The organism is Lolliginicoccus suaedae, assembly GCF_008312885.1.
Lineage (GTDB): Bacteria > Actinomycetota > Actinomycetes > Mycobacteriales > Mycobacteriaceae > Lolliginicoccus > Lolliginicoccus suaedae.
In genome coordinates this window covers 120,415-146,297 of sequence record NZ_VSSO01000006.1, presented here as the reverse complement: position 1 = coordinate 146,297, position 25,883 = coordinate 120,415, and the positions used below count along the sequence as shown (strand labels likewise).

Sequence of the window (25,883 nt, the reverse complement as noted above, 5' to 3'; positions counted from 1 at the left end):
GCATCTCGTGGCTGAGGCTTGCCAGGGAAGCCAAGGCTCACTATGCGTTTTCGTGCTGATGCCCTGCTGCCAGTGCTTTTGCTGGCACTCACCAGGAGTCATCCCATGATTCACCTGTAACGGCCGGCGGCGCGTGGGCAATGCATGCCTGTGGCGCTCCCATTGCGGCGCGCTGGCGGCCGGGTGGGGTCATCAATCGCGCTGACCGTGGGTTATGCGCGAAATCGCTGGGGCAGCAAGTGTTACCACATTCGTGTGTGACGGCTACCACACTCATGGGGCGCCGTTTGGGTGATGGACGAAGCCGAGTCCTTTTCGTAATCTTTTCGAGACACAGCGGAGTCCTGCCGACCCGACCGGGATGGCGCCGCTCTCAACACCGCTTAATCGCGTGGCACCCGACCGCCACGCGAACCGGGGAACCACCGTTACGTGGGGTGAATCCCACGCTGGACAGCGATCCCGCGTGGGTAGGGCAATCTTCCAGGCCCGAACCCGTCAGCTAACTCGGTCAGCGGAACCAGGAAGAAACGGAGAACCATCACTATGGCCACCACGTCGCTCAAGCGGACCGTTCGAAACGCAGTCGCAGCCGGAGTACTCTCGGCCGGCGTCATCGCGATTCCCGCCGCGCCCGCCATGGCAGCGCCCGTGACCATCCCCGGCATTGGCACCTTTGATGTCCCGGACAACCTCGCGATCCCCACCAACTTCGAGGTCCCGGTCATCGAGGTCCCGCAGATCCCGAACCTCCCGCAGGTCCAGGCTCCTAACTTCGCGCCGCAGCACATCGCTGCCCCGTTCTCGCGCGGCAACCAGGTCGCTGACATCGCGCTCACCAAGGTCGGCTCCCCCTACGTGTGGGGCGCCACCGGCCCGAACGCCTTCGACTGCTCCGGTCTCGTCCAGTGGGCCCACGGCCAGGCCGGCATCAGCGTTCCGCGCACCAGCCAGCAGCAGGTCAGCGCCGGCATCCCGGTCGGCTACAACGACCTCCAGCGCGGCGACGTCGTCGGCTTCTACGGGGGCGCGTCGCACGTCGGGATCTACATCGGCAACGGCCAGGTCGTGCACGCGCTGAACTCCTCGTCGCCCGTGCGCGTCGACCCGATCAGCATGATGCCGTTCCACAGCGCTCGCCGCTACGCGTGATCCGCAGCTAGCCCTCGAGGCATCGTGATGGGCGGGAGCCATGAGCTCCCGCCCATTCGCATGCGCGGCACCCGAATGGACACCCGGCGAGCGGGATCGTAATCTGATCGAGACTTAACGGGGCGTGCGGCCCGCGCGCGAGCGAATCCGTCCAGGAACTGAGGAGCAACACTAGTGATCGCAGGTTCACGCCGCGCGCTGATCGCGATGGTGCTGGCCACTCTCGTCCTCGCTGGGCCCATCGGCCTGACCGGAACGCTGACAGCCAGCGCGGATCCCATCATCACTGACTCCACCGAGGCTTTGAACCGGCTCTCGGAGCTCAGTCGCGCGGCCACCAAGGCCAACGACGACGTCCTCGTTGCGGAGGAAGAGCTCTCGCGCCTCCAGGACGAGCTCGCCGAAGCCGAAGCGCGCCAGGAGGGCAACCTCCGGACGGAGACCGAGGCCAGCAGTCGGATCGAGACCCTGCAGGTGCTCGTGGACGCGCATGCCCGTGCCAACTACCGAGGCACCCGGGTGGATCCCATCTATGCGCTCCTGACCAGTGATTCGCCGCAATCCGTCATCACCAGGATGTCCGCCCTCGATGTGATCACCCGCGACACCGGCGAGCGGGTCAAGGACTTCCGATCCGCGCGCGAGACCTTCAAGAGAGCCGCTGCCGAGGCTGCTACCACCGCGGACCAGCTCCGTGACCTCGCTGCCACGGCAGCGGCCCGCCGCGACGAGCTCGAGCGGCACCGCGCGAGCCTCGAGCAGCAGATCGCCGAGATCAAGGAACTCTTCGAGACCCTCACAGCCGAGGAACGGGCGGAGTGGGCCGGCGCGATCATTCCCCCCGGCTTCGATGCCGGGGCGGTCCGTGGCTCGGGAACCGGGGCGGCGATCGTGAAGGCCGCGCTGACACGCCTTGGTCGTCCCTACGTGTGGGGCGCGACCGGGCCCGAGGAGTTCGATTGCTCCGGCCTCGTCATGTGGGCCCATAATCAGGCGGGTCGCTCCGTTCCCCGCACCAGCCAGATGCAAGCGGTCGGCGGCATGCCCGTCTCACCGTCGGAGATCCAGCCGGGCGACGTCATCACCTACTACTCCGATGCCTCGCATGTTGGCCTGTATATCGGCGATGGGCAGATCGTCCATGCATCGACCTTCGGAGTCCCGGTCAAGGTCGATACGGTTAACAACGCCCCTATCCATTCGATCCGCAGGTACTAGCCGCAGGCGGGCCGACAGCCCGAGCAGGCAGCCCGCGATAGCCTGGTCACGTGCCTCGCCCGTGCCGCTCGATCAGATTCCCCCGCGCAGCGTCCGCGCGGCCGGGCATCCGAGGTGCTCACCCCTGGCGCGGGGGCCTCATCGCATTGCTGCTCGTGCTGGTCGTTCCTGCTTGCGGGAGCAATAGCCAGACCACGACCAGTGAGACCTCCCGCGCCGACAGGACCAGCGAAGGGGAGAATCCCTCGCCCCAAGGCGCTCCGGGCCAAGCCGCCAGCTTCGACGAGCAGCGGCGGCAGGCCGCGCAGGATCTGCTCGACCGCTTCGCGCAAGCCCAGCTCGCCGGCGACACCGAGCAGATCAGCAGCATGATCCATCCCGGTGCGCCGCAGCAGTTCCGGGATTTCCACCTCGAGCGGGCCCGCAACCTCGCCTCATCCGATCCCGACGAGTGGGCCTACACCGTTACCGACGGCCCCGAGGCCTTCGTCGCGACCGAGCTCGTCGAGGCACTGGGAGTCCGTGATGCCTGGGCGCCAGCGATCCGGCTCCGCTACAGCGTCGGGGGAGAGGAATCGCGCGTCGACCGGCCCAGCGACATCATGCTCGTGCTCGACGGCACGGAATGGCTGATCGGGGGAGCACAGGACAACGACGCGGCACGCTGGGCACAGGTGCCGTGGGACCAGGGTCCGACCGTCGAGCGCTCCTCCCCGGACGGTTCCAGCGTGATCGCGCACCCCAGCGATGACGTGCTCGCCGCACAGGTCGTTGATCTGCTGCCCGAAGCCGTATCGGGGGTCACCCGGCGATGGTCGCAGCAGCGGGACGATGCCAGGATCATCGTCGAGATCGCCAGCAGCCGGGAGGAGTTCACCACCCTCACGGGAGGCGGGCTGGCGGCCCACGACGGCGCCACCCCGCGGTCGGGCGCCGACGTTGTGGCTGCGGCGATCGCTAACCCCGCTGCTTCCGCCTCGCCCGGCGAGGGACAGCGCATCGTCATCGCTGGAGAAGCATTCTCCAGCCTCGGCCGAGAGAGTCGGCTTGCCGCGCTGCGGCATGAGGTCGCTCATGTGCTCACCCGCTCCCGCAACCCCATGCCGTTGTGGCTCGTCGAAGGCATCGCGGAGCTGGCCGCCAAGGGCGACCAGCATCCAGATCCCCGGGCCAGTGCCGCCCGCGTGATGGATCTCGTCGAGCGATACGGTCCCCCCGACAGCCTGCCGCGCGATGATCACTTCACTGGGGGCGGCAACGCCTCGCTCCTCGCGTACGAGCTTGCCTGGACCTTCGTCGCCTATCTGGCCGAAGCGCACGGGGAGGCCGCTGTGATCGAGGCGTACTGGTCGGCAGATGCTCGGGGCGGGGGAGCGCAGGAGTTCTCGAATGCCCTCCAGGACAGCGCCGCGGTGTCCCTGCCGGAAGCCATCAATGAATGGGGCCGTTGGCTCGCGCGATAGCGGCCCCCTCGGGAGCGGCGGCCGATCGAAGCCCGCGTCTTGGCCTGTGGGGCGAGCGCGGAGCGCATACGGTATGAAGCATGCGTCGCACGTTGCTCGTCACCAATGACTTCCCGCCGCGGCCGGGGGGCATCCAGTCCTACATCCACACCCTGGCCTCGCTCGTCCCGCCGGAGGACCTCGTGGTGTACGCGCCCCGGTGGCGGGAGGACTCGCACATACGCTTCGATGCCGAGCAGCCGTTCGAGGTGGTGCGGCATCCCACCACACTGATGGTGCCCTCGCCGGATGTGCTGCGCCGGTCCAGGGAGCTCGTGCGCGCCCACGATTGCTCGGCGGTGTGGTTCGGCGCCGCAGCACCACTGGCACTGCTAGCGCCGATGCTGCGGCGGGCCGGGATCGAGCAGGCCGTAGCCTGCACCCACGGGCACGAGGTGGGCTGGTCGATGGTGCCAGCGGCCCGCCAGGCGTTGCGCGTGATCGGCGATTCCACGGACGTCGTGACCTACGTGAGCCGCTACACGCGCGGCCGGTTCGCCTCGGCGTTCGGCCCGGACGCGGCGCTCGAGCATCTGCCACCAGGCGTGGACACGGAGGTGTTCCGCCCCGATGACGCCGCGCGCGCGGAAATGCGATCGCGCTACGGCCTCGGTGATCGTCCTGTCATCGTGTGCCTCTCGCGGCTGGTTCCCCGCAAGGGGCAGGACATGCTGATCCGGGCACTGCCAGGAATCCAGCGCAGGATTCCTGGCGCGGTGCTCGTCATCGTTGGTGGCGGCCCGTACGGGGACCAGTTGCGCGCCCTCGCGCGGGAGCATCACGTGGCCGATGACGTCATCTTCACCGGGACGGTGCCTACCGCGGAGCTTGCCCCGCACCACGCGATGGCGGACGTGTTCGCCATGCCGTGCCGCACGCGGGGCGCCGGGCTGGATGTAGAGGGGCTCGGCATCGTTTTCCTGGAAGCCTCGGCGTCCGGCGTCCCGGTGGTGGCGGGCCGGTCGGGCGGCGCCCCGGAGACGGTGCTCGATCACGAGACCGGCCATGTGGTGGATGGCCGATCGATCAGCGAGATCACCGATGCGATCACCGAGGTGCTGGCAGATCCGGATCGCGCGCGCGCGATGGGACGCGCTGGCCGTGAATGGGTCACCGAGAACTGGCAATGGCAGACCATGGCCGAGCGGTTGCGTGGCTTCCTCGACGGCACCGGCGTGCACGCCTAGGGAGCAGAGCGGTCGGCAGCTCCAGGCGGCGGTCCTCGGCGGGTCCGGGCAGCAAGCCCGGGGCAGCAAACGCGGGGCAGCAAGTCCGGGGCAGCAAACGCGATAGAAACGACGGCGATCCCGCCGAGATTTCTATCGCGTTTGGCCGTTTCCAGTGCTTTTGCCGGAAATCGCACCCAGCAACCAGCAGCCAGGAAACGAGCGTGGCCCGCCGCGATGAGCGGCGGGCCACGTCCTTCGAGGGCCGGGTGCTACTTGGTGTAGAGGGCCTCGATCTCGTCGGCGAACTTCTTCGCGACGACATTGCGCTTGAGCTTCATCGACGGGGTGAGCTCGCCGGTGGCCTCGGTGAAGTCGATCGGCAGGATCTTGTACTTCTTGATCGACTCCGCGCTCGATACCGTCTGGTTGGCCTGCTTGACCACGGCGTCGATCTCGGCGATGAGGTCCGGATCGTTGCGCACCGCATCGACAGCGGTGTCGGCGGGCTTGCCGTGCCGCTCCAGCCAGCCGGGCAGCGCTTCGGGGTCGAGAGTGAGGAGCGCGCCGATGAACGGCTTCTGGTCACCCACGACCATTGCCTGGCTGATGATCGCGCTCGATCGAAGCACGTCCTCGAGGCCAGCGGGGGAGACGTTCTTGCCACCAGCGGTGACGATGATCTCCTTCTTCCGCCCGGTGATGGACAGGAAGCCGTCCTCGTCGAGGGAGCCGAGGTCGCCGGTGTGGAACCAGCCATCCTCGATGGATTCCTTGGTCGCCTTCGGGTTCTGCCAGTAGCCCTCGAGGACCACGGGGCCGGAGAGAAGGATCTCGCCGTCCTCGGCGATGCGGACCTTGGAGCCGGGAAGGGGGCGCCCGACGGTGCCGATGCGGTTGTGGTCCGGGGTGTTGACGGTGATCGCCGCGCTGGTCTCGGTGAGGCCGTAGCCCTCGAAGACGGTCAGGCCGGCGCCACGGAAGAAGTGACCCAGGCGGGCGCCGAGCGGTGCGCCGCCAGCGATGGCGCCGGTGCACTCGCCACCGAGCGCGGCGAGCAGCTTCTTGTACACGAGCTTGCTGAACAGCGCGTGCTTGGCCTTGAGGCCGAACTTGGCGCCACCCTCGTCGAGCGACTTGCTGTAGGCGATCGCGGTGTCGGCGGCGGCGTCGAAGATCTTGCCCTTGCCCGCGGCGTGGGCCTTGGAGCGGGCGCCGTTGAAGACCTTCTCGAAGATGCGCGGCACCGCGAGGAGGACGGTGGGCTTGAAGGTGCCGAGGTGCTCGACGATGTTGGGGATGTCGGAGGTATGGCCGACGGTCACGCGCGCCTCGACGCACGCGATGCTGATGACGCGCGCGAAGATGTGCGCGAGCGGCAGGAACAGCAGGGTGCGGGAGTCCTGCTGCAGGTAGGACGACAGGCTCGAGGCGAGGATCGACTTGACCTCGGCCTGGAGGTTGTAGTGGGTGAGCTGCACGCCCTTGGGCCGACCGGTGGTGCCGGAGGTGTAGATCAGGGTGGCGGCGTCGGATGCCTTGAGGCTGTTGACCCGCTCGGTCACGACGCTGTCGTCGAGATCGGCTCCCGTGGCGACGAGCTCGTCGAGCGCGCCCTCGTCGATCACGAGGACCTTCTTCAGCGCCTTGGCGGCGTCGGTGACGGCCTTGTGGGTCGAAGCGTTCTCAGTGGTCTCCACGATCAGGCCCACGGCGGCGGAGTCCTCGAGGATCCACTCGACCTGGTCGGACGAGGAGGAGGCGTAGATCGGCACGGTGACGCCGCCCGCGCTCCAGATCGCGTAGTCCAGGACGGTCCACTCGTAGCGGGTGTTGGCCAGCAGGGCCACGCGGTCGCCCTGCTTCACGCCGAGCGCGATGAGGCCCTTGGCGACCCCGGTCACGTCCTTGGCGAACTCGGCGCTGGTGATGTCGGTCCAGGCCCCGTCGACGAGACGCTGGAATAGGGGGGTAGGCCGGATCCTCTGTGGCATTGCGCGCGACGGCATCGGCGCATGACACATCCTCGGGGATCGTAAACGTGGCCGGGACGCTGAACTCGTGCACTAGGCACCTCCGGATCATCCGTGCATCGTTGGTGTGGTGCCCCACACTTTAACGTGTCTTTGCCCTGGGCGGCGGAGCGGCGAGGCGGGTTCAGTGGCCACGGCAGCGCTGGAGCCGTGCTGGTGCGCGGGCAACGCGTGTGTGATGCTATGGGGGTGAGCAGCATTCATGTCGCCGATGACACGTTCGTCGCTGCGGCGCCCGCGAGGGTCGCGGTGATCCTCGGTGACCGTTCCGCATGGCGGCGCTGGTGGCCCGGCCTGGACCTCGTGGTGCGCGAGGACCGCGCGGAGAAAGGCGTCCGCTGGCAGGTCCATGGCCCCCTCGACGGCACCATGGAGGTGTGGCTCGAGGCAGTCCTCGACGGCACGATCCTGCACTATTTCCTCCACGCGGAACCGGCCGGACCTGGCGCGGAAGCAGTGCTGAAAGACCTGGCCACGGCCAATCGAGCTCGGCGCGCGCAGGGCCGGGCGATGGCATTCGAGGCGAAGCTGGGAGCCGAGCGGGGCCGTCGAGTCGGCGAGCCCGCTGTGGCGGCCCCGGCAGCAGGGTAGCGTTTGCGTCATGACGGAAAGGACTACGCAGTCGATCGTGATCGAAGCCCCGGCCGAGCGTGTCATGGCGGTGATCGCGGATTTTGCCGCCTATCCGGATTGGGTCTCGGCCGTCAAAGAGGCCACCGTGGTGTCGACGCTGCCCAACGGGCACGCTGCCCGCGTGCACTTCGAGCTCGACGCCGGTGTCATCAAGGACAGCTATGACCTCCTGTACCGCTGGACGCCGGATGGCCTCGCGGTGAGCTGGGAGCTCAAGGACGGCACGATCCAGAAGGCCCAGTCAGGCTCGTACGTTCTCGACCCGCTGCCCGACGGCAAGTCCACGCGGGTCACCTATGAGCTGATGGTGGATCTCGCGATCCCGGTCATCGGGCTGCTCAAGAGGCGCGCGGAGAAGGTCATCACCGACACCGCGCTCAAGGAGCTCAAGAAGCGGGTCGAGCGCTGACCGACGACCAGGGCGCCACCCGTGCCCCGATCAGGCTTGTCGTCGGCAAGGGCGGGGTGGGCAAGACAACTCTCGCCGCGGCGCTCGCGGTAGCGAGCGCGCGGGAGGGCCGCCGGACACTCGTGGTATCGACCGATCAGGCACACTCCCTCGCGGATGCCTATGGCCTCGACGGTCCCCCGGGCGAGGATGGATCCTGGCATCTCGAGGAGGGTCGGCTGCATGCGCGCCATATCGATGCGGTGGCCCTCGCGGAATCGCTGTGGCACAGCCTCGTCGAGCGGATAGGTCCCCAGCTCGGTCCCGAGGGGGATGACGCCATCGATTGGTTGTCGCTGGAGCCCGAGGAGATCACCGTGGTCCCCGGCGCGGAGGAACTGCTCGCGCTCATCGAGATCATGCGGCTCGCCGGGAGCGGGCAGTGGGACGACGTGATCGTCGACTGCGCGCCCACCGCCGAGACCCTGCGGCTGATCACCCTCCCCGAGACGGTCCAGGCGTACGCGGACCGGGTGTGGCCCCAGCACCGGCGGTTGCAGTCCATCGGGAATCCTGGTGGAGCCGGGATGCTGGCCGAGATCCTTGACGCCATCACTGCGAGCGCGGCGAGGCTGCGCTCCTGGCTCGCCAGCGCGGGCACCGTCCGCGTAGCGCTCGTGCTCACACCGGAGAAAGTCGTGATGGAGGAGGCCCGGCGCACCGTGACAGCCATGGCGCTGCTCGGCATGAACCTGGACACGGTGATCGCCAACCGGGTCCTCGAGCCCCATCCGTGCGCTGCATCGGACGACCCGATCCACCATTGGTACAGTGCGCGCCTCACCGAGCAGCAGGCCGTCCTCGATGAGCTGGGCGAGGCGCTCGGAGCCGTGCCACTGCTCCGGGTCAACCACGCGGCGGCCGAGCCGGTCGGCCCCGATGCCCTGCATGGGCTCGCGGCCGCGCTGCCCGGCCTTGGTGCGCGCGACGCCGATCCAGAGGAGGTCGCGCCGCGCCGTGCCCCGCGGGTATCGTGCGAGTCCGGGGAGGACCTCAATGCGGTATACCTCATGAGGATGGAGCTGCCGCTGGTGGATCCGGACTCGGTGCGCCTCGGCCGGATCGGTGACGATCTCATCGTGGGCGCGGCGGGGATCCGTCGGCGGGTGCTGCTCGCCCCGGTGCTGCGGCGGTGCCTCGTCATTGGCGCGCGCATGAATGGCAGTGAGCTCCAGATCCGCTTCAGACCCAATCCGGAGGTATGGCCACAGTGGTAGACGGTCCGCCCACCGCCGATCCCCAGCCCGCCCTGCGCGCGGCGGCGCGCGAGCTGCGCATGCTCGCCCAGGTGATCATCGACAAGTTCGAGCCAGCCCTGCGCGCCTACTCCGACCACGAGCATGAGCCCCCCGGTGCGACGGCCTGCTCCTGGTGCCCGGTATGCGCGGTCGTGGCCATCGCGCGGGGGGAGAACCACGAGCTCGTCATCGCGCTTGCCCGGCACGGAGCGACGGTCCTGGGGTTCCTGCGCACGATCGTGGAGAACGAGGACGAGGAATCGATCGACGATATCCTGGTCGATCAGCTGAACTCGATGTTCGACCTCGCCCGAGGGTTCGCGCCTTCGTCGAGCACGCGGGAATCCGCGCCCCCGCGGGCAAGCGCGAAGCAATCAACGCCCCGACCACGATCGGCAGCGGAGCCTCCGCACGAACAGCCGGTCCGCGAGAAGCGGTTCCAACCGATCCCCGTGCTGATCGGCACCTAGCGCCAGTGGCAGGATCGGGTCCATGAGCGCTCGATCAGGGCAAGGGCATTCCGGCGCCGCCGAGCGCCTGGCCGTCGGCGTCGACATCGGCGGCACGAACATCCGCGCAGCGGTCGTTGCCGCGGACGCCACCATCATCGACACCGTCCACGCTCCGACCCCTCACACGGTGCGCTCCCTCGAGAAGGCCGTTGCCGGTGCTGTCCGTGGCCTGATGGCGCGCCACGACATCGCTGCGACGGGACTCGCGGTAGCGGGCTTCCTCACCAGGGACCGGCGCACCGTGCGGTTCGCCCCGCATCTGCCGTGGCGGGGCGCCGCGGTCGGCGAGATCATGCAGCAGGCCCTCGGAGTGCCGGTCGTCGTCGAGCACGATGCCAATGCCGCGGGGTGGGCCGAGTACCGCTTCGGGGCCGGGATGGGCGGCGAGAACGTAGTGACGCTCGCGATCGGCACCGGCATCGGCGTGGCATTGCTCATCGACGGAGAGATCTACCGGGGCAGCCACGGCATCGCGCCCGAGCTCGGCCACCTCCAGGTCGTGCCCGACGGGCGCGCGTGCCCCTGCGGGAAGCGCGGCTGCCTCGAGCGCTACTGCAGTGGCACCGGGCTCATCGATTCCGCGATCGAGCTGCTCGCGAACGATCCAGGGCTTTCCTCGCCGCTCGCCCGCGAGCTCCGGAGCGACCCCGAGTCCGTCTCGGGGCGGCGCGTGATGTCCGCGGCCCAGGACGGGGACGTGCTCGGCGAGGCCACCGTCAGCGAGTTCGCGCGCTGGCTCGGCATTGGCCTCTCCATGGTCAGCGATATCTACGATCCGGATCTCATCGTGCTTGGTGGCGGGGTGGGCAGCGCGGCCCCCTTGTTCCTCGACGAGGCGCGCGAGCACTACGCGACGATGATCACCGGGGCGGGGCATCGGCCGCTCGCCCGGATCCGCCGGGCCCAGATGGGCGAGGACGCCGCGGTGATCGGCGCGGCGGACCTCGCGCGCGCCGCGGTGCTGGGCGAGCCCGGGCCCCGGTGACGCGAGCACGAGCGGCCGCCAGCCAATAGAATGCACCCCGTTGCCAGGGCGAGCCAGCCCCGGGACAGGAACAGACAGGTGGTTGCAGCTACTCGTGCGCTATTTCTATGACTGTGAGTTCATCGAGGACGGACGCACGATCGATCTGGTCTCGATCGCGGTGGTCGCCGAGGACGGCAGGGAGTTCTATGCCGTTTCCGCCGAGTTCGATGCCGCTCGCGCGGGCACGTGGGTTCGAGCCAATGTGCTGCCGAAGCTCCCGCCGCCGTCCTCGCAGCTGTGGCGCAGCCGCAGCCAGATCCGCGAGGACCTGACGGCGTTCCTCAAGCCGGGCGATGGCGATGTCGAGCTCTGGGCGTGGGTCGGTGCCTACGATCACGTGGCGCTGTGCCAGCTCTGGGGACCGATGACGGCCCTGCCCCGCGGGATGCCGCGCTTCACCCGCGAGATCAAGCAGCACTGGGAGACGCACGGCAAGCCCCCCTTGCCCGCAGCGATGGGCGAAGCACATGATGCGCTCGCCGATGCCCGGCACAACGCGCAGCGATTTCTCACCATCGAGGCGCTCCGCGACCGCAGGTCCCGCAGCTGACGGTGGCCGGCCAGCCGGGTGCGCGCCCGCTGGCGAACGATGAATTACCACCCTCGCGAGCGAAGAAACCCTTCCACGTCCTAGGCTAGAGGAGTGAACTGGACTGTCGACGTGGCGATCGATGAACTGCCACAACTCCCGCCCCTGCCCGGTGACCTGCGCGAACGGCTGGATGCCGCGCTCGCCAAGCCCGCCATGCAGCAGCCGGGATGGCCCGCCGGGCAGGCCGCGACCATGCGCACCGTGCTCGAATCGGTGCCGCCCGTCACGGTCGCGCCCGAGGTGGACGCGCTGCAGGACAAGCTCGCAGCCGTCGCGCGGGGCGAGGCATTCCTGCTGCAGGGCGGCGATTGCGCGGAAACGTTCGCCGACAACACCGAGCCGCACATCACGGCGAACATCCGCACGTTGCTGCAGATGGCGGTGGTCCTCACCTATGGCGCGAGCCTTCCCGTGGTGAAGGTCGCGCGGATCGCTGGCCAGTACGCCAAGCCTCGCTCGTCCAACGTCGACGCGCTCGGCCTGCCCTCGTACCGGGGCGACATGGTCAACTCGTTGGCGCCCGATGAGCACACCCGGCAGCACGATGCCTCCCGCCTCGTGCGTGCCTACGCCAACGCGAGCGCCGCGATGAACCTCGTCCGCGCGCTCACCGGGTCCGGCCTCGCGGATCTGCGGAAGGTCCACGAGTGGAACCGCGAGTTCGTCCGCACCTCCCCGGCCGGAGCCCGCTACGAGGCGCTGGCCAGCGAGATCGACCGCGGGCTGCGGTTCATGGATGCCTGCGGGGTGACTGATCCTGCTCTTCATGCCGTGGAGATCTTCGCTAGCCACGAGGCCCTGGTCATGGACTACGAGCGTGCCATGCTGCGCCTCGACAAGCGCGGCGATGAGCCACGTCTCTACGACCTCTCCGCGCACTTCCTGTGGATCGGGGACCGCACCCGCCAGCTCGATGGCGCCCATATCGCGCTGGCCGAGCTGGTAGCGAACCCGATCGGGCTGAAGATCGGTCCATCCACCACTCCCGACATGGCTGTCGAGTACGTCGAGCGGCTCGACCCGCACAACAAGCCGGGCCGACTGACCCTGGTCTCGCGCATGGGCAACGGCAAGGTGCGCGAGCTGCTGCCCCCGATCATCGAGAAGGTGCAGGCCACCGGTCACCAGGTGATCTGGCAGTGCGACCCGATGCATGGCAACACCCACGAGTCCACCACGGGATACAAGACCCGCCATTTCGATCGCATCGTCGACGAGGTGCAGGGATTCTTCGAGGTGCACAACTCGCTGGGCACCTATCCGGGTGGCATCCACATCGAGTTCACCGGCGAGAACGTCACCGAATGCCTCGGGGGTGCCCAGGAGATCTCCGACCTTGATCTCTCGGGCCGGTACGAGACGGCGTGCGATCCGCGGTTGAACACCCAGCAGTCGCTGGAGCTGGCGTTCCTCGTGGCGGAGATGCTGCGCGGCTAGAAGAGCAGCTAGGGCAGGGCTGTCACGGTGACAGTGCTGCCCGGCTGGGCGCGCGAGCCCGCGCTCGGGCTCTGGCCGATGACCAGCGACGAGCTGGAGTTGACGAGCTGGCGCACGGTGACGCGGAACCCAGCGTCCGTCAGCGTCGACCGCGCATCGGCGACCGAGCTGCCTAGCACGCCCGGCACGCGCGCAGCGTTCGAGACGACGAGCGTGACGGCGGTATCGGCACCAGCCTCGCCGCCGATCGGGGGCCGGGTCGCGGAAACCTCGCCCGCATCGATCCCGGAATCGAACTCCTCCACGACCTCGCCGACGTTCAATCCGGCATCAACGAGGGCAGCGCGCGCCTCGCTGGTGCTCATGCCGCGCACATTGGGAACGATGATCGGCTCGCCCAGGCTCGGTGTGATCGTCACCTGCGATCCCACGGCGAGCACCGATCCAGGAGGAGGCCGCAGCGACACGACGGTTCCCTCGGGGCGCTCGCGATGGTAGGCACCATCGCCGATCACGGCGGCGAACGTCCGTTCCCGCAGCTGCTCGATCATCTCGTCAACTGGTATGTCGTCGTCGATCGCAGGAACCTCGGGCTGGCCCAGCGAGACGGACACTGTCACATCGGAGCTGCGGACGACCCGGCTGCCTGGCGGTGGAGCGATGCCGAGGATCGCATCGACGGGCTCCGAGTCGCGATACTGCCCGTCACGGACCGGATTGAGCCCGGCGTCCTCGAGCGCTGACTCAGTGGCGACGAGGCCGAGTCCCGCGACGGAGGGCACCGTGACGTAGCGGCCGGAGCCGAACCACCACCCGGCCACGCCAACGAGCGCGGCGAGCAGCACCACCACGATGATCAGCACAAGCGGGGAGCGGGCACCACGGGAGGCCGAGAGCCCGCGATCGGGCGGGGCAGGTGATCGGGGCGGCGGGGAATGGGTGTGCGGCTGCTGGTGCTGGCCCGGCGCCACCGGTTGGTGGCCGGGCATCGGATCGCGTCCTGCCGGGGGCTGGTAGGGGCCGCCCACGGGCAGGACCGTGGTGGGTGATCCCTGCACGGCCGGGATGGTCGTGGTTTGCTCGTGCGGGCCGCGGCCGGGCTCGCCCGCATCAGCAGCGGGCGGGGTGGCAGGCGTGCCCGTCGGGATCACGGTGGTGCTATGGCTACCATCCGCGGGCCCGTTTTCAGCAGTGCCCGGGCCCGCGCCTGGCTTGCCCGCAGTGCCGGTACCGCCCGGCGGGCCCAGCATCGAGGAGACCGCCACGTGCTGCGCGGACTGGCGCGGGGCGGGAACCCGGTACGGCGGCAGCGCGAGCTTCTCCGATACGGCGATCAGGGCCTGCACCATCGCGCCCGCGTCCGCGAACCGGTGCTGCGGCTCGCGCGCGGTGGCGCGCAGGATGAACTCATCGAGCTCCTGCGGCACTCCCGGAACGATGGAGCCAGGAGCGGGCACATCCTGGGAGGTCCGCTGGTAGGCGACGGAGATCGAGTTGTCGCCACTGAAGGGCACGCGCCCGGTCAGCATCTCGAACATGACCACGCCGAGTGCGTAGACATCGCTGCGCGCATCGGCGCTGCCCGTGGTGACCTGCTCGGGAGCGAGGTACGCGGCGGTGCCGAGGATCATCCCGCCGGTGGTGGTGCCCGAGGCCGCGATCGCCCGCACCAGGCCGAAGTCCGCGACCTTGATCGCGCCAGCGTCGGAGATCAGGACGTTCTCCGGCTTGATGTCGCGGTGCACGAGGCCCGCGCGGTGCGCGACGGCGAGCGCGCGCAGCACAGGACGCGCTACGGCAGCGGCGGCATAGGGTGGCATGGGCCCGCGCTCGCGCAGCAGCTCGCGCAGCGTGCCGCCCGGCACGAGCTCCATCACCAGGAACACATGCTCGCCATCGGTGCCCTGGTCGAACACCGCCACCAGCGAGGGATGCGTGAGCCGCGCGATGCTTCGTGCCTCGAGCTCGAACCGGTCGAGGAACTGCGGATCGTCGGAGAACCGGGGATCCATGACCTTGATCGCCACGGGACGATCGAGGCGCAGGTCCATTCCCTGGTAGACGACGGACATGCCGCCGCGGGCGATCGGCGCGTCGATGCGGTACCGGTTATCGAGCAGGGTGCCGACGAGATTGAGCGAGTCCGAGCTCCGCTGGCCCCCTGTGCTCATGGACGTCAACTCCTAGGATGTTTGGTGGAACCATCCTGGTTCCCTGCCGTACCGATGGTACTGGCCCGCTCGAACCGCTGTCGCGCGCTAGCCCGGTACCTGCTTTGGCGCTCCCAACCGCTACGGTAGCCGTGTGAGCACCTTTCCTGTCTGCGAGGACGTCCTCGCTGAATCGGACGAAGTCCTGCCCCTGCCCGATGTCGCTGAAGCGCTGGGCATCCCTGTCACGCGCGTGCACCAGTTGCTGCGCGAGGACCAGATGCTCGCGGTGCGCCGCGACGGCATCGCCATGGTCCCCGCGGTGTTCCTCGGCCCCGACGAGGAGCGCCCTGGCCGCAACCGCATCCTCAAGCAGCTGCCTGGCCTGATCGCCGTCCTGCGCGACGGCGGGTTCGACCACGACGGCGCGCTGGCGTGGATGTACGAGGAAGACCCGAGCCTGCCCGGTCGTCCCGTCGACGCCCTGCGCACGCATTCCGCGCGCGAGGTGATGCGTCGCGCGCAGGCGCTCGCGCTCTAGCCGCTCGTCCGGGAACGTGGCCGGGCACCGGAGATCGCGGCGCGGGCCATGCGTGGTGCCGCGACGGCGAGGCGAGTGCGCTGCGGCACCACGGCTCGGCGCGCGAACACGTTGTACCCGGCGGACTCGATCTCATCGAGAATGCCGCGGTAGAGGATCAATGCAGTCTCCACGCACATCCGCGGCTCGGTGGGCAGCTCCGCGCAGCCAGTCTCTGCCTGCCGGTAGTACGAGCGCGTGATGGCGATGAGGTGCGCGATGGCCCGCTGTGCCTGCGGCGTGGCCTCTCCGGTGGACACGCACCGCGCGAGCATGTCCTCGTCCACCCCGAATGCTGCGAGCTCCGAGAGGGGCAGGTAGATGCGGCCGCGCCGGTAGTCGTCGGCGGCATCGCGGAGGAAGTTCGTCAGCTGGAACGCGTCGCCGAGCGCGGCTGCTCCTTCCCGTGCGGCCTGCGTGTCCATGCCGAAGACCGGGAGCAGCTGCAGGCCGATGACCGCCGCCGAGCCGTAGGTGTACTCGTGCAGCTCCGCGAGGGTGCGATACCGCGTGCGGTGCTCAGCCGTGCCGGGGATATCCATTCGCATGGAGGCGAGGAAGTCCCAGAAGTACTGGTGCGGGATGCCATGGCGGATGATCGTGGTGCTCAGGGCGAGGAGGATCGGGTCCGCCGGCGTGTCCCCATGCTCGAGAGCGTCACGCAGCTCCTGCTCGACGGTGTCGACGAAGGCAGCCTGTACCGCCGGCTCGACGTCTCCCTCGTCGATGACATCGTCGACATGCCGGGCAAAGGCATAGAGGGCGTGGATCGCCGGGCGTTGCTGGCCGGGCAGGAGCCTCGCCGCGAGATAGTAGGTCCGTGCATGGTGCTCGGTGATGCGGCGGCACAGCTCGAAGGCGCGCTTGAGCTCGGCGTCGGTTGCGGTGTTTGTCACGGCTCCAGGATTCCTAGGCGGTCGGGGCCTGCGTGCTCGGGGATTGGGTGCCCGGGTCATGGGTGCCCGGCACAGCAGCCTGCTTGGGCTTGACCCGCACGAGCTGCCGCAGGCGCAGCGGGTCCTCGACGGTGAGGGAGCGTGCCGCGATGAAGGCGGCGGCGAAGGCGAGGGCCACATGTATCGGGTCGTACATCCCGTGGGCCCCGTCGGGCCGGAAGATGACCATGAGCCATACCGAGAGGCCCGCGAGGATCACTAGCGACCGGGTGGACAGGGCGAAGCCCGCAGCGATAGCGATGGGCCACGAGTAGTACCAGGGCAGCGCGGCGGGGGAGAGCACCACGATGGCGAGGAGGGCGAGGAGGAGGCCGAGCACGGCATCGCGCTGGCTGTGCCTGCCCCGCCACCACACGGTGACCAGGATGATGACCATGGCCGCCCCGCAGATCAGGCGCGTGATGTCGAGGACGCTCATCAGGGGGAAGCTGGTGAACCAGGTGACGATGTGGGCGAGGATCGTGGGCAGGGAGAGCCAGTTGACGATCAGCGCCGAGCCCTGGAGGGCGGTGAGCCAGCCCAGGCCCAGCTGTGCCGCGAAGGAGATCGCGGCCAGCACGATCGCGAACACGGCGACGCCGGGGATCGCTGTGCGCGCGAACAGCACCAGTGGGTGGGACGGGGTCTCGCCGCGCTCGGCGGCATCCTCGCGCAGGTGGACCATCCAGATCCACACGATGAACGGCAGCGCGACCCCCGCCGTGGCCTTCACGGCCAGCCCGGTGGTGACCACGGCGATGCCCGCCGCATGGTGGCGCTGCAGGGCGAGAACGAGGCCCGCGGTCATCAGTCCCACCATGAGGACCTCGTTGTGCACCCCACCGATCAAATGGATCAGCACGAGCGGATTGAGCACGGCCAGCCAGATCGCGACCGCGGGATTGCCACCGAGGTAGCGCGCGAGGCGTGGCACCGCCCACAGCGTGAGCAGGAGCCCCGGCAGCATCGCGGCGCGCATGAGCAGGGTGCCCGCGACGACGTTGTCCCCGGCGATCATGGTGACGGTCTTCGCGGTCAGCATGAATGCCGGGCCATAGGGCGCGGGCGTGGTGGTCCACACCGTGGAGACGTTGTCGAGGATCACCCCGGGATTAGCGACAGGCCCGACCTTGTAAGGATTGAAGCCGTCCCGGAGCAAGGCGCCCTGGGCTATGTACGAGTAGGCATCGCGGCTGAACAGGGGAACGGACAGCAGGAGCGGCACGGTCCAGATGAGCACCGTGAGGCGCAGTCCCGCGAGGGTGACGCCACCGCGCAGGGTGAGCCGGCCGAGCCGTGCCCAGGCCCAGATCATCACCAGCACCCCGGCCCACAGCAGGATGCTGGAGATGACCATGCCGTGCCCGTAGCGGAGCCAGCCGAGCTGCATGTTCTCCAGCAGGGCATCGTGCCGGCGCAGGCTCCCGGAGCCGAGGCCACCGATCACCAGCACGATCGCGCCGAGCAGGCCGAGGAGCGCGGCGCGTCCCTGGGGACTGCCGAAGAACTCCCGCAAGCTGCCGATGCGCCGCTCCTCGGCGGTGGTATGCAGCGAAACACGGTGTGTGGCGTTCATCGGTGTCGATCATTCCCCAGACTGGAGGCCGCGGTGGCCAGGATCGGGATCATAGTATCCATCGACCCTATCCCGGAGCCTGCCAGGCGGCGCTGCGAGGCTCACGGCTACCAGGCTCACGGGGCGCCGGTGATGCGCTGCGCGGCGAGGCGGCCGGAGATCATCGTGGTGGGGACCCCCACCCCTGGTGTCGTGCCGCACCCAGCCAGGACGACGTTGTCGACTCCGCGAGCCAGGTTGCGGCGACGGAACGGGCCGGTCTGCGGGAACGAGTGCGCCGCGGAGAAGGGAGTCCCGGCCGCCATGCCCTGCGCTGCCCACGTCCGTGGCGAATCGACGTGATCGACGGCGAAGTGCTCGCCGATGCCCTTGTAGCCGCGCCTCTCGAGCGTGCCCAGCAGCTCGGCCTGGTAGGACGGCTCGAGCGAGTCCCAGGCCAGGGGTGCCGAGACGAGGTTGGGCGCGGGGGCGAGCACCGAGAGCAGCTCCCGTGGCCCGGTCGCGCCGCTGGCGATCATGGTGGTGTCGGTGAGCGTGGGCCGGGTGATCAGCAGCGAGGGATCGGACATGACGCTTCCCGTGCCGCGCCGCGCGGTGAGCTGCTCGAACGTCGAGTCCCAGGCGTCGCCGAAATCGATCGTGTGGTGCGCCTGCGCGTCCCACAACGCGGTGACCGACTGGGGGATCGTGCCGTGCAGGATGAATGCCGACGGCGACCAGCGCGTGGCACGCCGGGGCAGTCTCGCGGGCGTGGGGGCGAGCAACTGGTCGGTGATGGGCAGGTCCCCGGTGAGGATGAACGCGTCGCCGGCCACGCGCTGCCCATCGGCCGTGGTGACGGCCGTGATGCTGCTGCCACTGTGCTCGAGGCCGGTGACCTCGGTGTCGTAGTGGATGCTGCCGCCCGCCGCGATGAAGGCATCGGCGAGCGCCTCGCTGATCCGGTGCATGCCGCCTTCGGGAAAGAACACCCCGAGCGAGGTGTCCATGTGGGCGATGGCGCCATACACGCCGAGCGCCCGAGCGGGCGGCATCCCGGCATACAGGGCCTGGAAGGTGAAGATGCGCCGCAGCCGGGGATCCTCGATCCGCTTGGCCACCTGCTTGCCGAGGCGGCCGAAGCCACCGAGCGCGATCAACCGGGCCATGTCGCGCAGGGCGGACGGCGAGTTCGCCAGGTCGAGGGGGGAGTCGAAGTTCGCTGCGATGAACCGGTCGTACTCGGTGTCGAACATCGCGCTCAGCCAGGCACGAAGCTCCCGGTAGCGAGCAGCCTCGGCAGCCCCGCACACCCGCCGGACCTCCTGCTCCATCGCATCGGGGTCGCTGTGCACATCGAGGGTCGTGCCATCGGCGAAGCGCCCGTGATAGGCCGGGGCGAGCTGCCGGATCACCAGGCCGGTGCGCGCGCGGTCCGAGCCGACCGCCGCGAGGGCCTCATCGATGAGCCCGGGCATCGTCAGCACGGTGGCGCCGCTGTCGATGCGGTAGCTGCCATCGGGGCCGGCGTAGGCGCCGACCCGGCCGCCCGGCGCGCTGGCGCGCTCCACGACAGTGACCTCTGCTCCGGCGCCGCGCAGGTGCAGCGCGGCGCTGAGCCCGGACAACCCGGCCCCGACAATGACGACGTGGCTCGCGGGCCGGGCAATGGTGTTGATGCGGCGTGCTGGCATCGTGGATGCTCCTCGGGATGGATTCAGTGGTCGCGCCGGGTCACGGACAGTGCCATCTCCTGCAGCTGCCGCTTGGGCCCGGCGGCCATGCTGGAGGGCTCGAGGATCGCGAGCGCCTGGTCGGTGAGCGAGGCGATGCGCTCCTCGATCGCGCGGACCGCCCCGAGCTGATGCAGGATGCCGCGGGCCTCGTCGACCTCGCCCGTGGTGAGCTCGCGCCCGAGCAGAGCGCGCAGCCTGCCCGCCGCTGCCGGATCATGCTGATCGCCGTGGTCGAGGGCGCGGGCGAGAAGCTCGGTGCGCTTTCCCTCGATGAGGTCATCACCGGAGGGCTTGCCCGTCACCCCGGGATCGCCGAACACGCCGAGCAGATCGTCGCGCAGCTGGAACGCCACACCGATCGCTGCGCCGAACCCGCGAAGGTCATCGATGAGCGGGGCCTCGGCCCCCGCGATCGCGGCACCAAGGTGGAGCGGCCGCTCCACGGTGTAGGCGGCGGTCTTGAACCGATTGATCAGCTCGGCCGTCCCGCGCCGACCATCACCGGACGCCTCCGCGACGATATCGAGCAGCTGCCCGCCGAGCACCTCGGTGCGCATGGCCGCCCACACAGGCCGCGCGCGCTCCACCGCGGGGCCGGGCAGGCCGCAGCCGGAGAACATATCGTCAGCCCAGGCGAGAGCAAGGTCGCCGGTGATGATGCCCGCGGCCATTCCGAAGCGATCGGGGCTGCCGGACCATCCGTTGTCGGCATGATCGGCGGCGAACCCGACATGCACCGTGGGACGGCCGCGCCGCGTCGCGGAGTTATCGATGATGTCGTCGTGGATCAGCGCGCACGCCTGCACGAGCTCCAGCGCCGCGCACGCGGTCACCATCTGCTCGGCATCAGGCCCGGAGGGATCGCCGCCTGCCGCGGCCCAGCCCAGCCACGCGAACATCGGGCGCACCCGCTTGCCGCCATCGAGCACGAAGGCCTCGAGCCGTGCCACCGCCGTGGCGTAGGCCGGCCCGATCGGCTCCACGAGGGGCCTGCGCGAGGCGAAGAACGCCTGCAGCGCACTGGTCACCAGCGGCGGCAGATCGCGCGCCACGAGTGCGTCTCGATGTGTGCTCAGCGCAGGCTCCTGTCGTTGTCGGGCCGAACCCGCGCACCAGAGTAGCGACCGGCCCGCGGATGGGCGACATGGAGCCGCGCCAGCGGGCGGTGCGCTCCGTCACGGTCACCGCTCGACGGAATCCGTATGCTGTGTGTGTGGCAATCAGGGCAAGTCAGTCGACAGAGCGAACCAGCCGGACACCATCGATCGTCGAGCGCATCCGCGAGCACCGCGGCGGAACGCCGTTCTCGGTCGAGTTCTATCCACCTCGCAACGAGGTCGAGGAGCAGCGGCTGTGGCGCGCCGTGCGCACCTTCGAGCAGATGCACCCGGCTTTCGTCTCGATGACCTACGGCGCGGGCGGATCGACCCGCGACCGCACCGTGCGCATCGCTGGGCAGCTCGCGCAGGAGACCACCCTGCTGCCGGTAGCCCACTTGACCGCCGTGAACCACAGCCTCGACGAGCTGCGCGGGCTCGTGGGGTCCTATGCCGACCGCGGGATCGTCAACCTGCTCGCGCTGCGTGGGGACCCGCCGGGCGATCCGCTGGGGAACTGGGTGAAGCACCCGCAGGGCCTGGAGTACGCCGAGGAACTGGTGCGGCTCATCCGCGAGCTCGGTGACTTCCACGTCGGGGTGGCGTCCTTCCCCGAGGGCCACTATCGTGCCGCGTCGCTCGAGGAGGACACCCGGTTCCTCCTGGGGAAGCTCCGCGCGGGCGCCGAGTACTCGATCACCCAGATGTTCTTCGAGGTGGACGATTACCTGCGCTTGCGGGATCGGGTCGTCGCGGCCGATCCCGTCCAGGGCGAGAAGCCGATCATCCCCGGCATCATGCCGATCACCTCGCTGCGGCAGGTGCGCAAGATCGTGGAGCTCTCCGGCTCCCAGATCCCCTCCCGCATCGAGGAGCGTCTCGCCCGCGCCGCCGGCAACGGGCCGGAGGAGGACAAGGCCGAGGTTCGCAAGGTCGGCATGGAGCTCGCCACCACGATGTGCGAGCGGCTGATCGCCGAGGAGGCCCCCTGCCTGCATTTCTGCACGCTCAACTTCGCCAAGGCCACCCGCGAGGTCCTGTCGAACCTCGGCATGGCAGCAGTGCCGGCCTAGCCAGTCACGGCAGCAGCAGCGGACTCGGCGGCTCTCACGTACCCTGCCGGTAGCACATGAAGAGTCCCCGGGATTCTCATCACGTTGGAGCCTGGAAGCTGCTGGCTGTTGCCTGCGCCAGACCCTGTGCGGCGCAGGATCTGCCTATCAGGACCGCTGCGTCGCACGCACCGCTTGCTTCCGTTGTTGTTAGGAGTTGCTGGTGGAGCCCTGCGGAGCAAGCCGGAGCAGCGTGCTGATTCGCTGGGCGACAGCAGAAGACATGGACGCGACTGCACGAACACACATGACGCTTCTGCCCCAGGGGCTGTTTCCCGCGCTCGGTAGGAGCTTCATGCGGCGCTGGCATCGCGCCGCGCTGGCCTCGCCTCATGTGGTGTTCCTCGTTGCGGTTGATCGCAGCGCGAATGGTGGCGTCGCAGGTTTTCTGCTGGGATCCACGGATCACGACGCGCACACTCGTGCCGTGCTGGGCAACCGGCGCAGCCTCGCCTTGCTCCTCCTGCAGGGCGCACTGTCGTTGATGATGCGGCCCGCCCTCTTGCTCCGTTTCGCACGCTCGCGGGCCGTGCCGTGGACAAAGCGAATCCTCGGGAGCTCGAGGCCTGTCGCAGATCCTGATGGCGTCGCTCCGCGGGTCGCCGTCTTGTCGGATCTCGCCGTGCGCGACACTCTTCGCGGGCAAGGTGCTGGCGCCGCGCTGGTCAGGGAATTCGCAGCGCAGTGCCGACAGGCTGGTGCGAGTTCCGCCGAGCTGGTCATATTCTCGGACAACTCCAGCGCAGCGCGGTTCTACGAACACCTCGGCTGGACCCCCGTCAGCGAGCTAGCAACCCGGGACCACGGGAAAGTCCGGCTATACCGGACCCAGCTGAATGCCAGGAGCTAGGGCGGAGCAATGCATCTGGATCGCCGACGGTTTCTGGCGTTGATCGCCACCCTGCCAGCCGGGGCAGTAGCAGGCTGCGCAGCCGGTGGCTCGTTCCTGACCGATCAAGGCTCCCCGGCGCCGACGCTGGCAGGCAGGCAGCCCGCCGACGGGCTGGCAACTCTTGCGCCTCCTCCGCGCCCCTTGTCGGCGGGTGCCAGTCACTGGATACCGGGACCGGGAGAGGTATCCCCGGAGATCAAGCGGACGGCGGCGGCGTTCATCGAAACAGCCGGATCATGGGGGCCGGGCGGCAGCAGTACCGAGAGCCTTGCAGCTGCGGGGGCGTCGCCCGGAGCCACCGAATCCGCCGCCGCGCTCCACGTCGAGGATGCCAGGGAAAGCACAGTCGCAGTGGTCTATCCGCAATATGGCGGACTGTCGGGCGACCAGGCTGCCGTCATTACCTTGTTCAGCCAGCATCTGGCGCTACCGCAAGAAGCCACGACCCGTCAGCTTGCTCTTGATGTTCGTGTGCGCCGTCGGGGAGCTCTGTGGGAAGTCGAGAGAATCAACCCGCTTACTACGCTAGGAACACCTGTCGGCATTCTCTCTGGTCCCTCCCTCGCTGTCCTCTCCGAGCCACGGATCACCCTCTCCGGGCCCTCCTTGGTCGACATCCGTTCGGGAAGGATGCATGACCCACTATTGAACGTCCTCCTCGGACTAGCGCGTGAATACACCTTCTCCGTTCAGGTCATGCACACCGGCCATATCCAGACTGTCTTCCCGACGAACCGGGTGTCCAATCACGCGGTTGGCCGGGCCGTCGATATCAGGGAGATCAATGGCATCAAGGTGGTGAGCCCCGAGATGGAAGCGGGACTCGTCGAGGTATTCATGCGCCGCGCCGCTAGCCTCGGAGCTACGGAAGTGGGCGGGCCGATCGACTTGAACGGAACGCGCAAGGGATTCTTCTCGGACGATGTCCACCGGGATCACATACATATAGGCATAACGCCTGGCCTTCCACGAGCTCATCTGCGCTAGCCCGCGCCCGAGCGATGCCACGCCTGTCCCTGCGGGGCGCGGCCATCACGGCAGCCGGAGCGGCCTTTGCCGCCAGGTCGCCTGGCCGCGCCGATGGCGCGCGCGCGAGTCGAGCACCAGCGCTATCACCACGGCAGCTCCCGCAGGGTGCGCGACGGCGCTGGCTATCCGGGTGCATTGCAGCCTGGCACCTCGCTCCACCTGGCTCGCCACGAGCCGGGACGCCACCAAGAATGCGTAGCCAACGCGCGCGAGCTCTCGCGCGCGCGGGTCGCGGGCACGGAAGAGCAGCACAGGGAGGACCTGGGTCGCGACGATGCCGGCGAGCACCATTGTGGTGCTGGCCCTTCCCCCGAAAGCATGGCCCAACCACCTGCCGTATCCCTCGCGGAGCGTGCGCGCGCTGGAGTACATGCGACAGCTCGCGACCGCGCCGCCCAGCACGACAGCGGTTCGGTGGCCGTTGCGGCGGTACTCGCGGGCGAGGTCGAGGTCGTCGACGAGGGAGCCGCGAATTCGCGCGTGGCCGCCGATCGATCGATAGGCATCGGTGCTGGTCACCAGGAACTGGCCGCATGCGACGGCGAGAGAGGGCCGGAGGCTCCGGTTCGCCAGCCGCACCGGAACCATTGCGAGCCAGGACCAGGCGAGCAATGGCTGGAGCAGGTTCTCGGCAACGCTGCCGGTGACCTGGTGCGGCCAGATGCTCACCAGGCCTGCAGAGGATTCCTCGAGCGCATGCACCGCCGAGTCGAGCGCAACCGGGGAGAGGCGCACGTCAGCATCGAGGAAGACGAGTAGCCCAGACTTGTCACGGGCCGCATCGTCGGCGAGGCGCTGGCATGCCCACTGCTTGCCCACCCACCCCGGGGGTGGCTCGTCCTGGCTGGTGCGCACCGTGAACCGCGGATCGTTGCCAATGGCCTCTTGCGCTGCCGCGGCCGTGCCATCCGTGGACGCGTCGTCGAGGATGAGCACGCGAAGGTCGTGGCCCGTCTCCTGCTCGCGGAGATCGGCGATCAGGAAGGGGAGCGTGTGGCGCTCGTTCCTCGCCGGGATGCATACCGTGACGTTGCGCCGACCACTCTGGCCCCGGCGCGCACGGGGGGCGGCAGCAGCGTTGAGCACTGTCATCGCGAGGAGCGCGGCCGCGGTGGAGGCACCGATCGCTGCTAGCCATCGCTGGGCCGGCACGTCAGTGAACGAGGTCGCCCGGCTTGGGGGAGCGGTTCCGGCTGAACCACGCGAGCGCGCCCACCACGACCGCGGCGGCGACGCTGCCGCCGATCACGAAGCCCGCCCAGCCGGCGAAGCTGCGCGTGTTCGGGTCGGTGTAGCTCGTCTCGGCGCGGAACGTCGAAAGCTGCCCCGCGGTCGGGGTCCAGGTCACCGAACGATTGCTCGTCTGGTCCCCGTTGGTGGAGTTCACCGAGGACGGGAAGGTCACCGAGATGCGAATCTGCGCGTCCTCGCCGATGTTCCGCAGATCGGCGCGCCCGGTCAGGGTGACGTCCGAGCCATTGCGGACCAGGCGCACATCGAAGCTGCCCGGTACGTCGCTGCTGGTCTGGGCGAGCTGCCGGAAATCGGCGAAGCTGAGATCGCTGAAGATGAGCTCGCTGCCCACGAAGCCCTCGTCGGTCCACGGCTGGACCCGGGCCCGGGTGCGCAGGGAATCCTGGATGCGCAACTGCGGTCCCGCGAAGTCGTCGCCCGCGCCACGCTGGGCAACGACGATCCGGCCCGACACGCGATCATCGCTATTGATGCTGACATCGACGTCAGCGCGCAGGCATCCGGAGAGGAGCAGGGCGAACGTGGCGACGAGCAACGTGGCGACGACGGTGCGCGCGCGCCGAGGCAATGCGGTTTGAGACACAG

The 25,883-nt window shown here is 68.9% G+C and carries 22 protein-coding genes, 1 pseudogene and 1 riboswitch; of the genes and pseudogenes, 15 read left to right on the top strand and 8 right to left on the bottom strand.

Annotation, left to right across the window (positions count from 1 at the left end):
* Window positions 1-370 precede the first annotated feature (370 nt).
* Window positions 371-532, top strand: a riboswitch (cyclic di-AMP (ydaO/yuaA leader).
* Window positions 533-546: 14 nt separating this feature from the next.
* The 4 genes from FXO18_RS15615 to FXO18_RS15600 all read left to right on the top strand — a co-directional run bounded on the left by FXO18_RS15615 (window position 547) and on the right by FXO18_RS15600 (window position 5,059).
* Window positions 547-1,152, top strand: a complete 606-nt coding sequence (locus FXO18_RS15615) for a C40 family peptidase (RefSeq protein WP_149362064.1) — start codon at window positions 547-549, stop codon at window positions 1,150-1,152.
* Window positions 1,153-1,326: 174 nt separating this feature from the next.
* Window positions 1,327-2,370: an NlpC/P60 family protein gene (locus FXO18_RS15610; protein WP_149362063.1), complete on the top strand. Its 1,044-nt coding sequence runs from the start codon at window positions 1,327-1,329 to the stop codon at window positions 2,368-2,370.
* A gap of 50 nt (window positions 2,371-2,420) precedes the next feature.
* Window positions 2,421-3,833, top strand: a complete 1,413-nt coding sequence (locus FXO18_RS15605; RefSeq protein ID WP_149362062.1) for a hypothetical protein — start codon at window positions 2,421-2,423, stop codon at window positions 3,831-3,833.
* Between the two features lie 80 nt (window positions 3,834-3,913).
* Window positions 3,914-5,059, top strand: a complete 1,146-nt coding sequence (locus FXO18_RS15600) for a glycosyltransferase family 4 protein (RefSeq protein WP_149362061.1) — start codon at window positions 3,914-3,916, stop codon at window positions 5,057-5,059.
* 251 nt (window positions 5,060-5,310) lie between these two features.
* On the opposite strand, the pseudogene FXO18_RS15595 reads toward FXO18_RS15600, so the two are convergent.
* Window positions 5,311-7,105: pseudogene (locus FXO18_RS15595) on the bottom strand (AMP-dependent synthetase/ligase).
* A gap of 149 nt (window positions 7,106-7,254) precedes the next feature.
* Here FXO18_RS15595 and FXO18_RS15590 point away from each other — a divergent pair.
* The 7 genes from FXO18_RS15590 to FXO18_RS15560 all read left to right on the top strand — a co-directional run bounded on the left by FXO18_RS15590 (window position 7,255) and on the right by FXO18_RS15560 (window position 12,958).
* Complete coding sequence (locus FXO18_RS15590; RefSeq protein ID WP_187774403.1) at window positions 7,255-7,662, top strand: polyketide cyclase / dehydrase and lipid transport; 408 nt, start codon at window positions 7,255-7,257, stop codon at window positions 7,660-7,662.
* Between the two features lie 10 nt (window positions 7,663-7,672).
* Complete coding sequence (locus tag FXO18_RS15585) at window positions 7,673-8,113, top strand: SRPBCC family protein (RefSeq protein ID WP_149362058.1); 441 nt, start codon at window positions 7,673-7,675, stop codon at window positions 8,111-8,113.
* Complete coding sequence (locus FXO18_RS15580) at window positions 8,110-9,369, top strand: ArsA family ATPase (RefSeq protein ID WP_149362057.1); 1,260 nt, start codon at window positions 8,110-8,112, stop codon at window positions 9,367-9,369. The genes FXO18_RS15585 and FXO18_RS15580 overlap by 4 nt, the downstream gene beginning before the upstream one ends.
* Entirely contained in the window at window positions 9,354-9,860 is a 507-nt protein-coding gene (locus FXO18_RS15575) for a hypothetical protein (protein WP_149362056.1), read from the top strand. Before FXO18_RS15580 ends, FXO18_RS15575 begins: the two co-directional genes overlap by 16 nt.
* 22 nt (window positions 9,861-9,882) lie before the next feature.
* The gene (locus FXO18_RS15570) at window positions 9,883-10,887 is read left to right on the top strand and encodes an ROK family protein (RefSeq protein WP_149362055.1); all 1,005 of its coding nucleotides are present in this window, start codon (window positions 9,883-9,885) and stop codon (window positions 10,885-10,887) included.
* Window positions 10,888-10,981: 94 nt separating this feature from the next.
* Window positions 10,982-11,479 (top strand): polyadenylate-specific 3'-exoribonuclease AS, encoded by a 498-nt coding sequence (locus tag FXO18_RS15565; protein ID WP_149362112.1) that lies wholly within the window; start codon window positions 10,982-10,984, stop codon window positions 11,477-11,479.
* Between the two features lie 93 nt (window positions 11,480-11,572).
* Window positions 11,573-12,958: a class II 3-deoxy-7-phosphoheptulonate synthase gene (locus FXO18_RS15560; RefSeq protein ID WP_149362054.1), complete on the top strand. Its 1,386-nt coding sequence runs from the start codon at window positions 11,573-11,575 to the stop codon at window positions 12,956-12,958.
* An 8-nt stretch (window positions 12,959-12,966) separates the two neighbouring features.
* Here the strand turns inward: FXO18_RS15560 and FXO18_RS15555 are convergent, their stop codons facing one another.
* The gene (locus FXO18_RS15555; RefSeq protein ID WP_149362053.1) at window positions 12,967-15,129 is read right to left on the bottom strand and encodes a protein kinase domain-containing protein; all 2,163 of its coding nucleotides are present in this window, start codon (window positions 15,127-15,129) and stop codon (window positions 12,967-12,969) included.
* Between the two features lie 133 nt (window positions 15,130-15,262).
* On the opposite strand from FXO18_RS15555, the gene FXO18_RS15550 reads away from it, so the two are divergent.
* Window positions 15,263-15,649: an Rv2175c family DNA-binding protein gene (locus tag FXO18_RS15550; RefSeq protein ID WP_149362052.1), complete on the top strand. Its 387-nt coding sequence runs from the start codon at window positions 15,263-15,265 to the stop codon at window positions 15,647-15,649.
* On the opposite strand, the gene FXO18_RS15545 is transcribed toward FXO18_RS15550, so the two are convergent.
* The 4 genes from FXO18_RS15545 to FXO18_RS15530 all read right to left on the bottom strand — a co-directional run bounded on the left by FXO18_RS15545 (window position 15,646) and on the right by FXO18_RS15530 (window position 20,966).
* Window positions 15,646-16,584, bottom strand: coding sequence for a phytoene/squalene synthase family protein (locus FXO18_RS15545; protein WP_235900725.1), 939 nt, complete (start codon window positions 16,582-16,584; stop codon window positions 15,646-15,648). The genes FXO18_RS15550 and FXO18_RS15545 overlap by 4 nt on opposite strands.
* Before the next feature lie 13 nt (window positions 16,585-16,597).
* Window positions 16,598-18,199, bottom strand: a complete 1,602-nt coding sequence (locus tag FXO18_RS15540) for an alpha-(1->6)-mannopyranosyltransferase A (protein ID WP_149362050.1) — start codon at window positions 18,197-18,199, stop codon at window positions 16,598-16,600.
* A 116-nt stretch (window positions 18,200-18,315) separates the two neighbouring features.
* The gene (gene crtI, locus FXO18_RS15535) at window positions 18,316-19,872 is read right to left on the bottom strand and encodes a phytoene desaturase family protein (RefSeq protein WP_149362049.1); all 1,557 of its coding nucleotides are present in this window, start codon (window positions 19,870-19,872) and stop codon (window positions 18,316-18,318) included.
* 23 nt (window positions 19,873-19,895) lie between these two features.
* Window positions 19,896-20,966 carry a polyprenyl synthetase family protein gene (locus FXO18_RS15530; RefSeq protein ID WP_235900724.1) on the bottom strand — a complete coding sequence of 357 codons (1,071 nt, stop codon included), beginning with the start codon at window positions 20,964-20,966 and terminating at the stop codon, window positions 19,896-19,898.
* A gap of 161 nt (window positions 20,967-21,127) precedes the next feature.
* Here FXO18_RS15530 and metF point away from each other — a divergent pair, with 161 nt between their 5' ends.
* The 3 genes from metF to FXO18_RS15515 all read left to right on the top strand — a co-directional run bounded on the left by metF (window position 21,128) and on the right by FXO18_RS15515 (window position 24,002).
* Window positions 21,128-22,084: a methylenetetrahydrofolate reductase [NAD(P)H] gene (gene metF / locus FXO18_RS15525; protein WP_235900723.1), complete on the top strand. Its 957-nt coding sequence runs from the start codon at window positions 21,128-21,130 to the stop codon at window positions 22,082-22,084.
* Between the two features lie 286 nt (window positions 22,085-22,370).
* Window positions 22,371-22,973: a GNAT family N-acetyltransferase gene (locus FXO18_RS15520; protein WP_235900722.1), complete on the top strand. Its 603-nt coding sequence runs from the start codon at window positions 22,371-22,373 to the stop codon at window positions 22,971-22,973.
* 9 nt (window positions 22,974-22,982) lie between these two features.
* On the top strand, window positions 22,983-24,002 hold the full coding sequence (locus FXO18_RS15515) for a hypothetical protein (RefSeq protein ID WP_235900721.1): 1,020 nt from the start codon (window positions 22,983-22,985) through the stop codon (window positions 24,000-24,002).
* Window positions 24,003-24,047: 45 nt separating this feature from the next.
* Here FXO18_RS15515 and FXO18_RS15510 read toward each other — a convergent pair whose 3' ends face one another.
* Window positions 24,048-25,196 carry a glycosyltransferase gene (locus FXO18_RS15510; protein ID WP_235900720.1) on the bottom strand — a complete coding sequence of 383 codons (1,149 nt, stop codon included), beginning with the start codon at window positions 25,194-25,196 and terminating at the stop codon, window positions 24,048-24,050.
* Window position 25,197: 1 nt separating this feature from the next.
* On the bottom strand, window positions 25,198-25,881 hold the full coding sequence (locus FXO18_RS15505) for an LppM family (lipo)protein (protein WP_187774402.1): 684 nt from the start codon (window positions 25,879-25,881) through the stop codon (window positions 25,198-25,200).
* Window positions 25,882-25,883 lie beyond the last annotated feature (2 nt).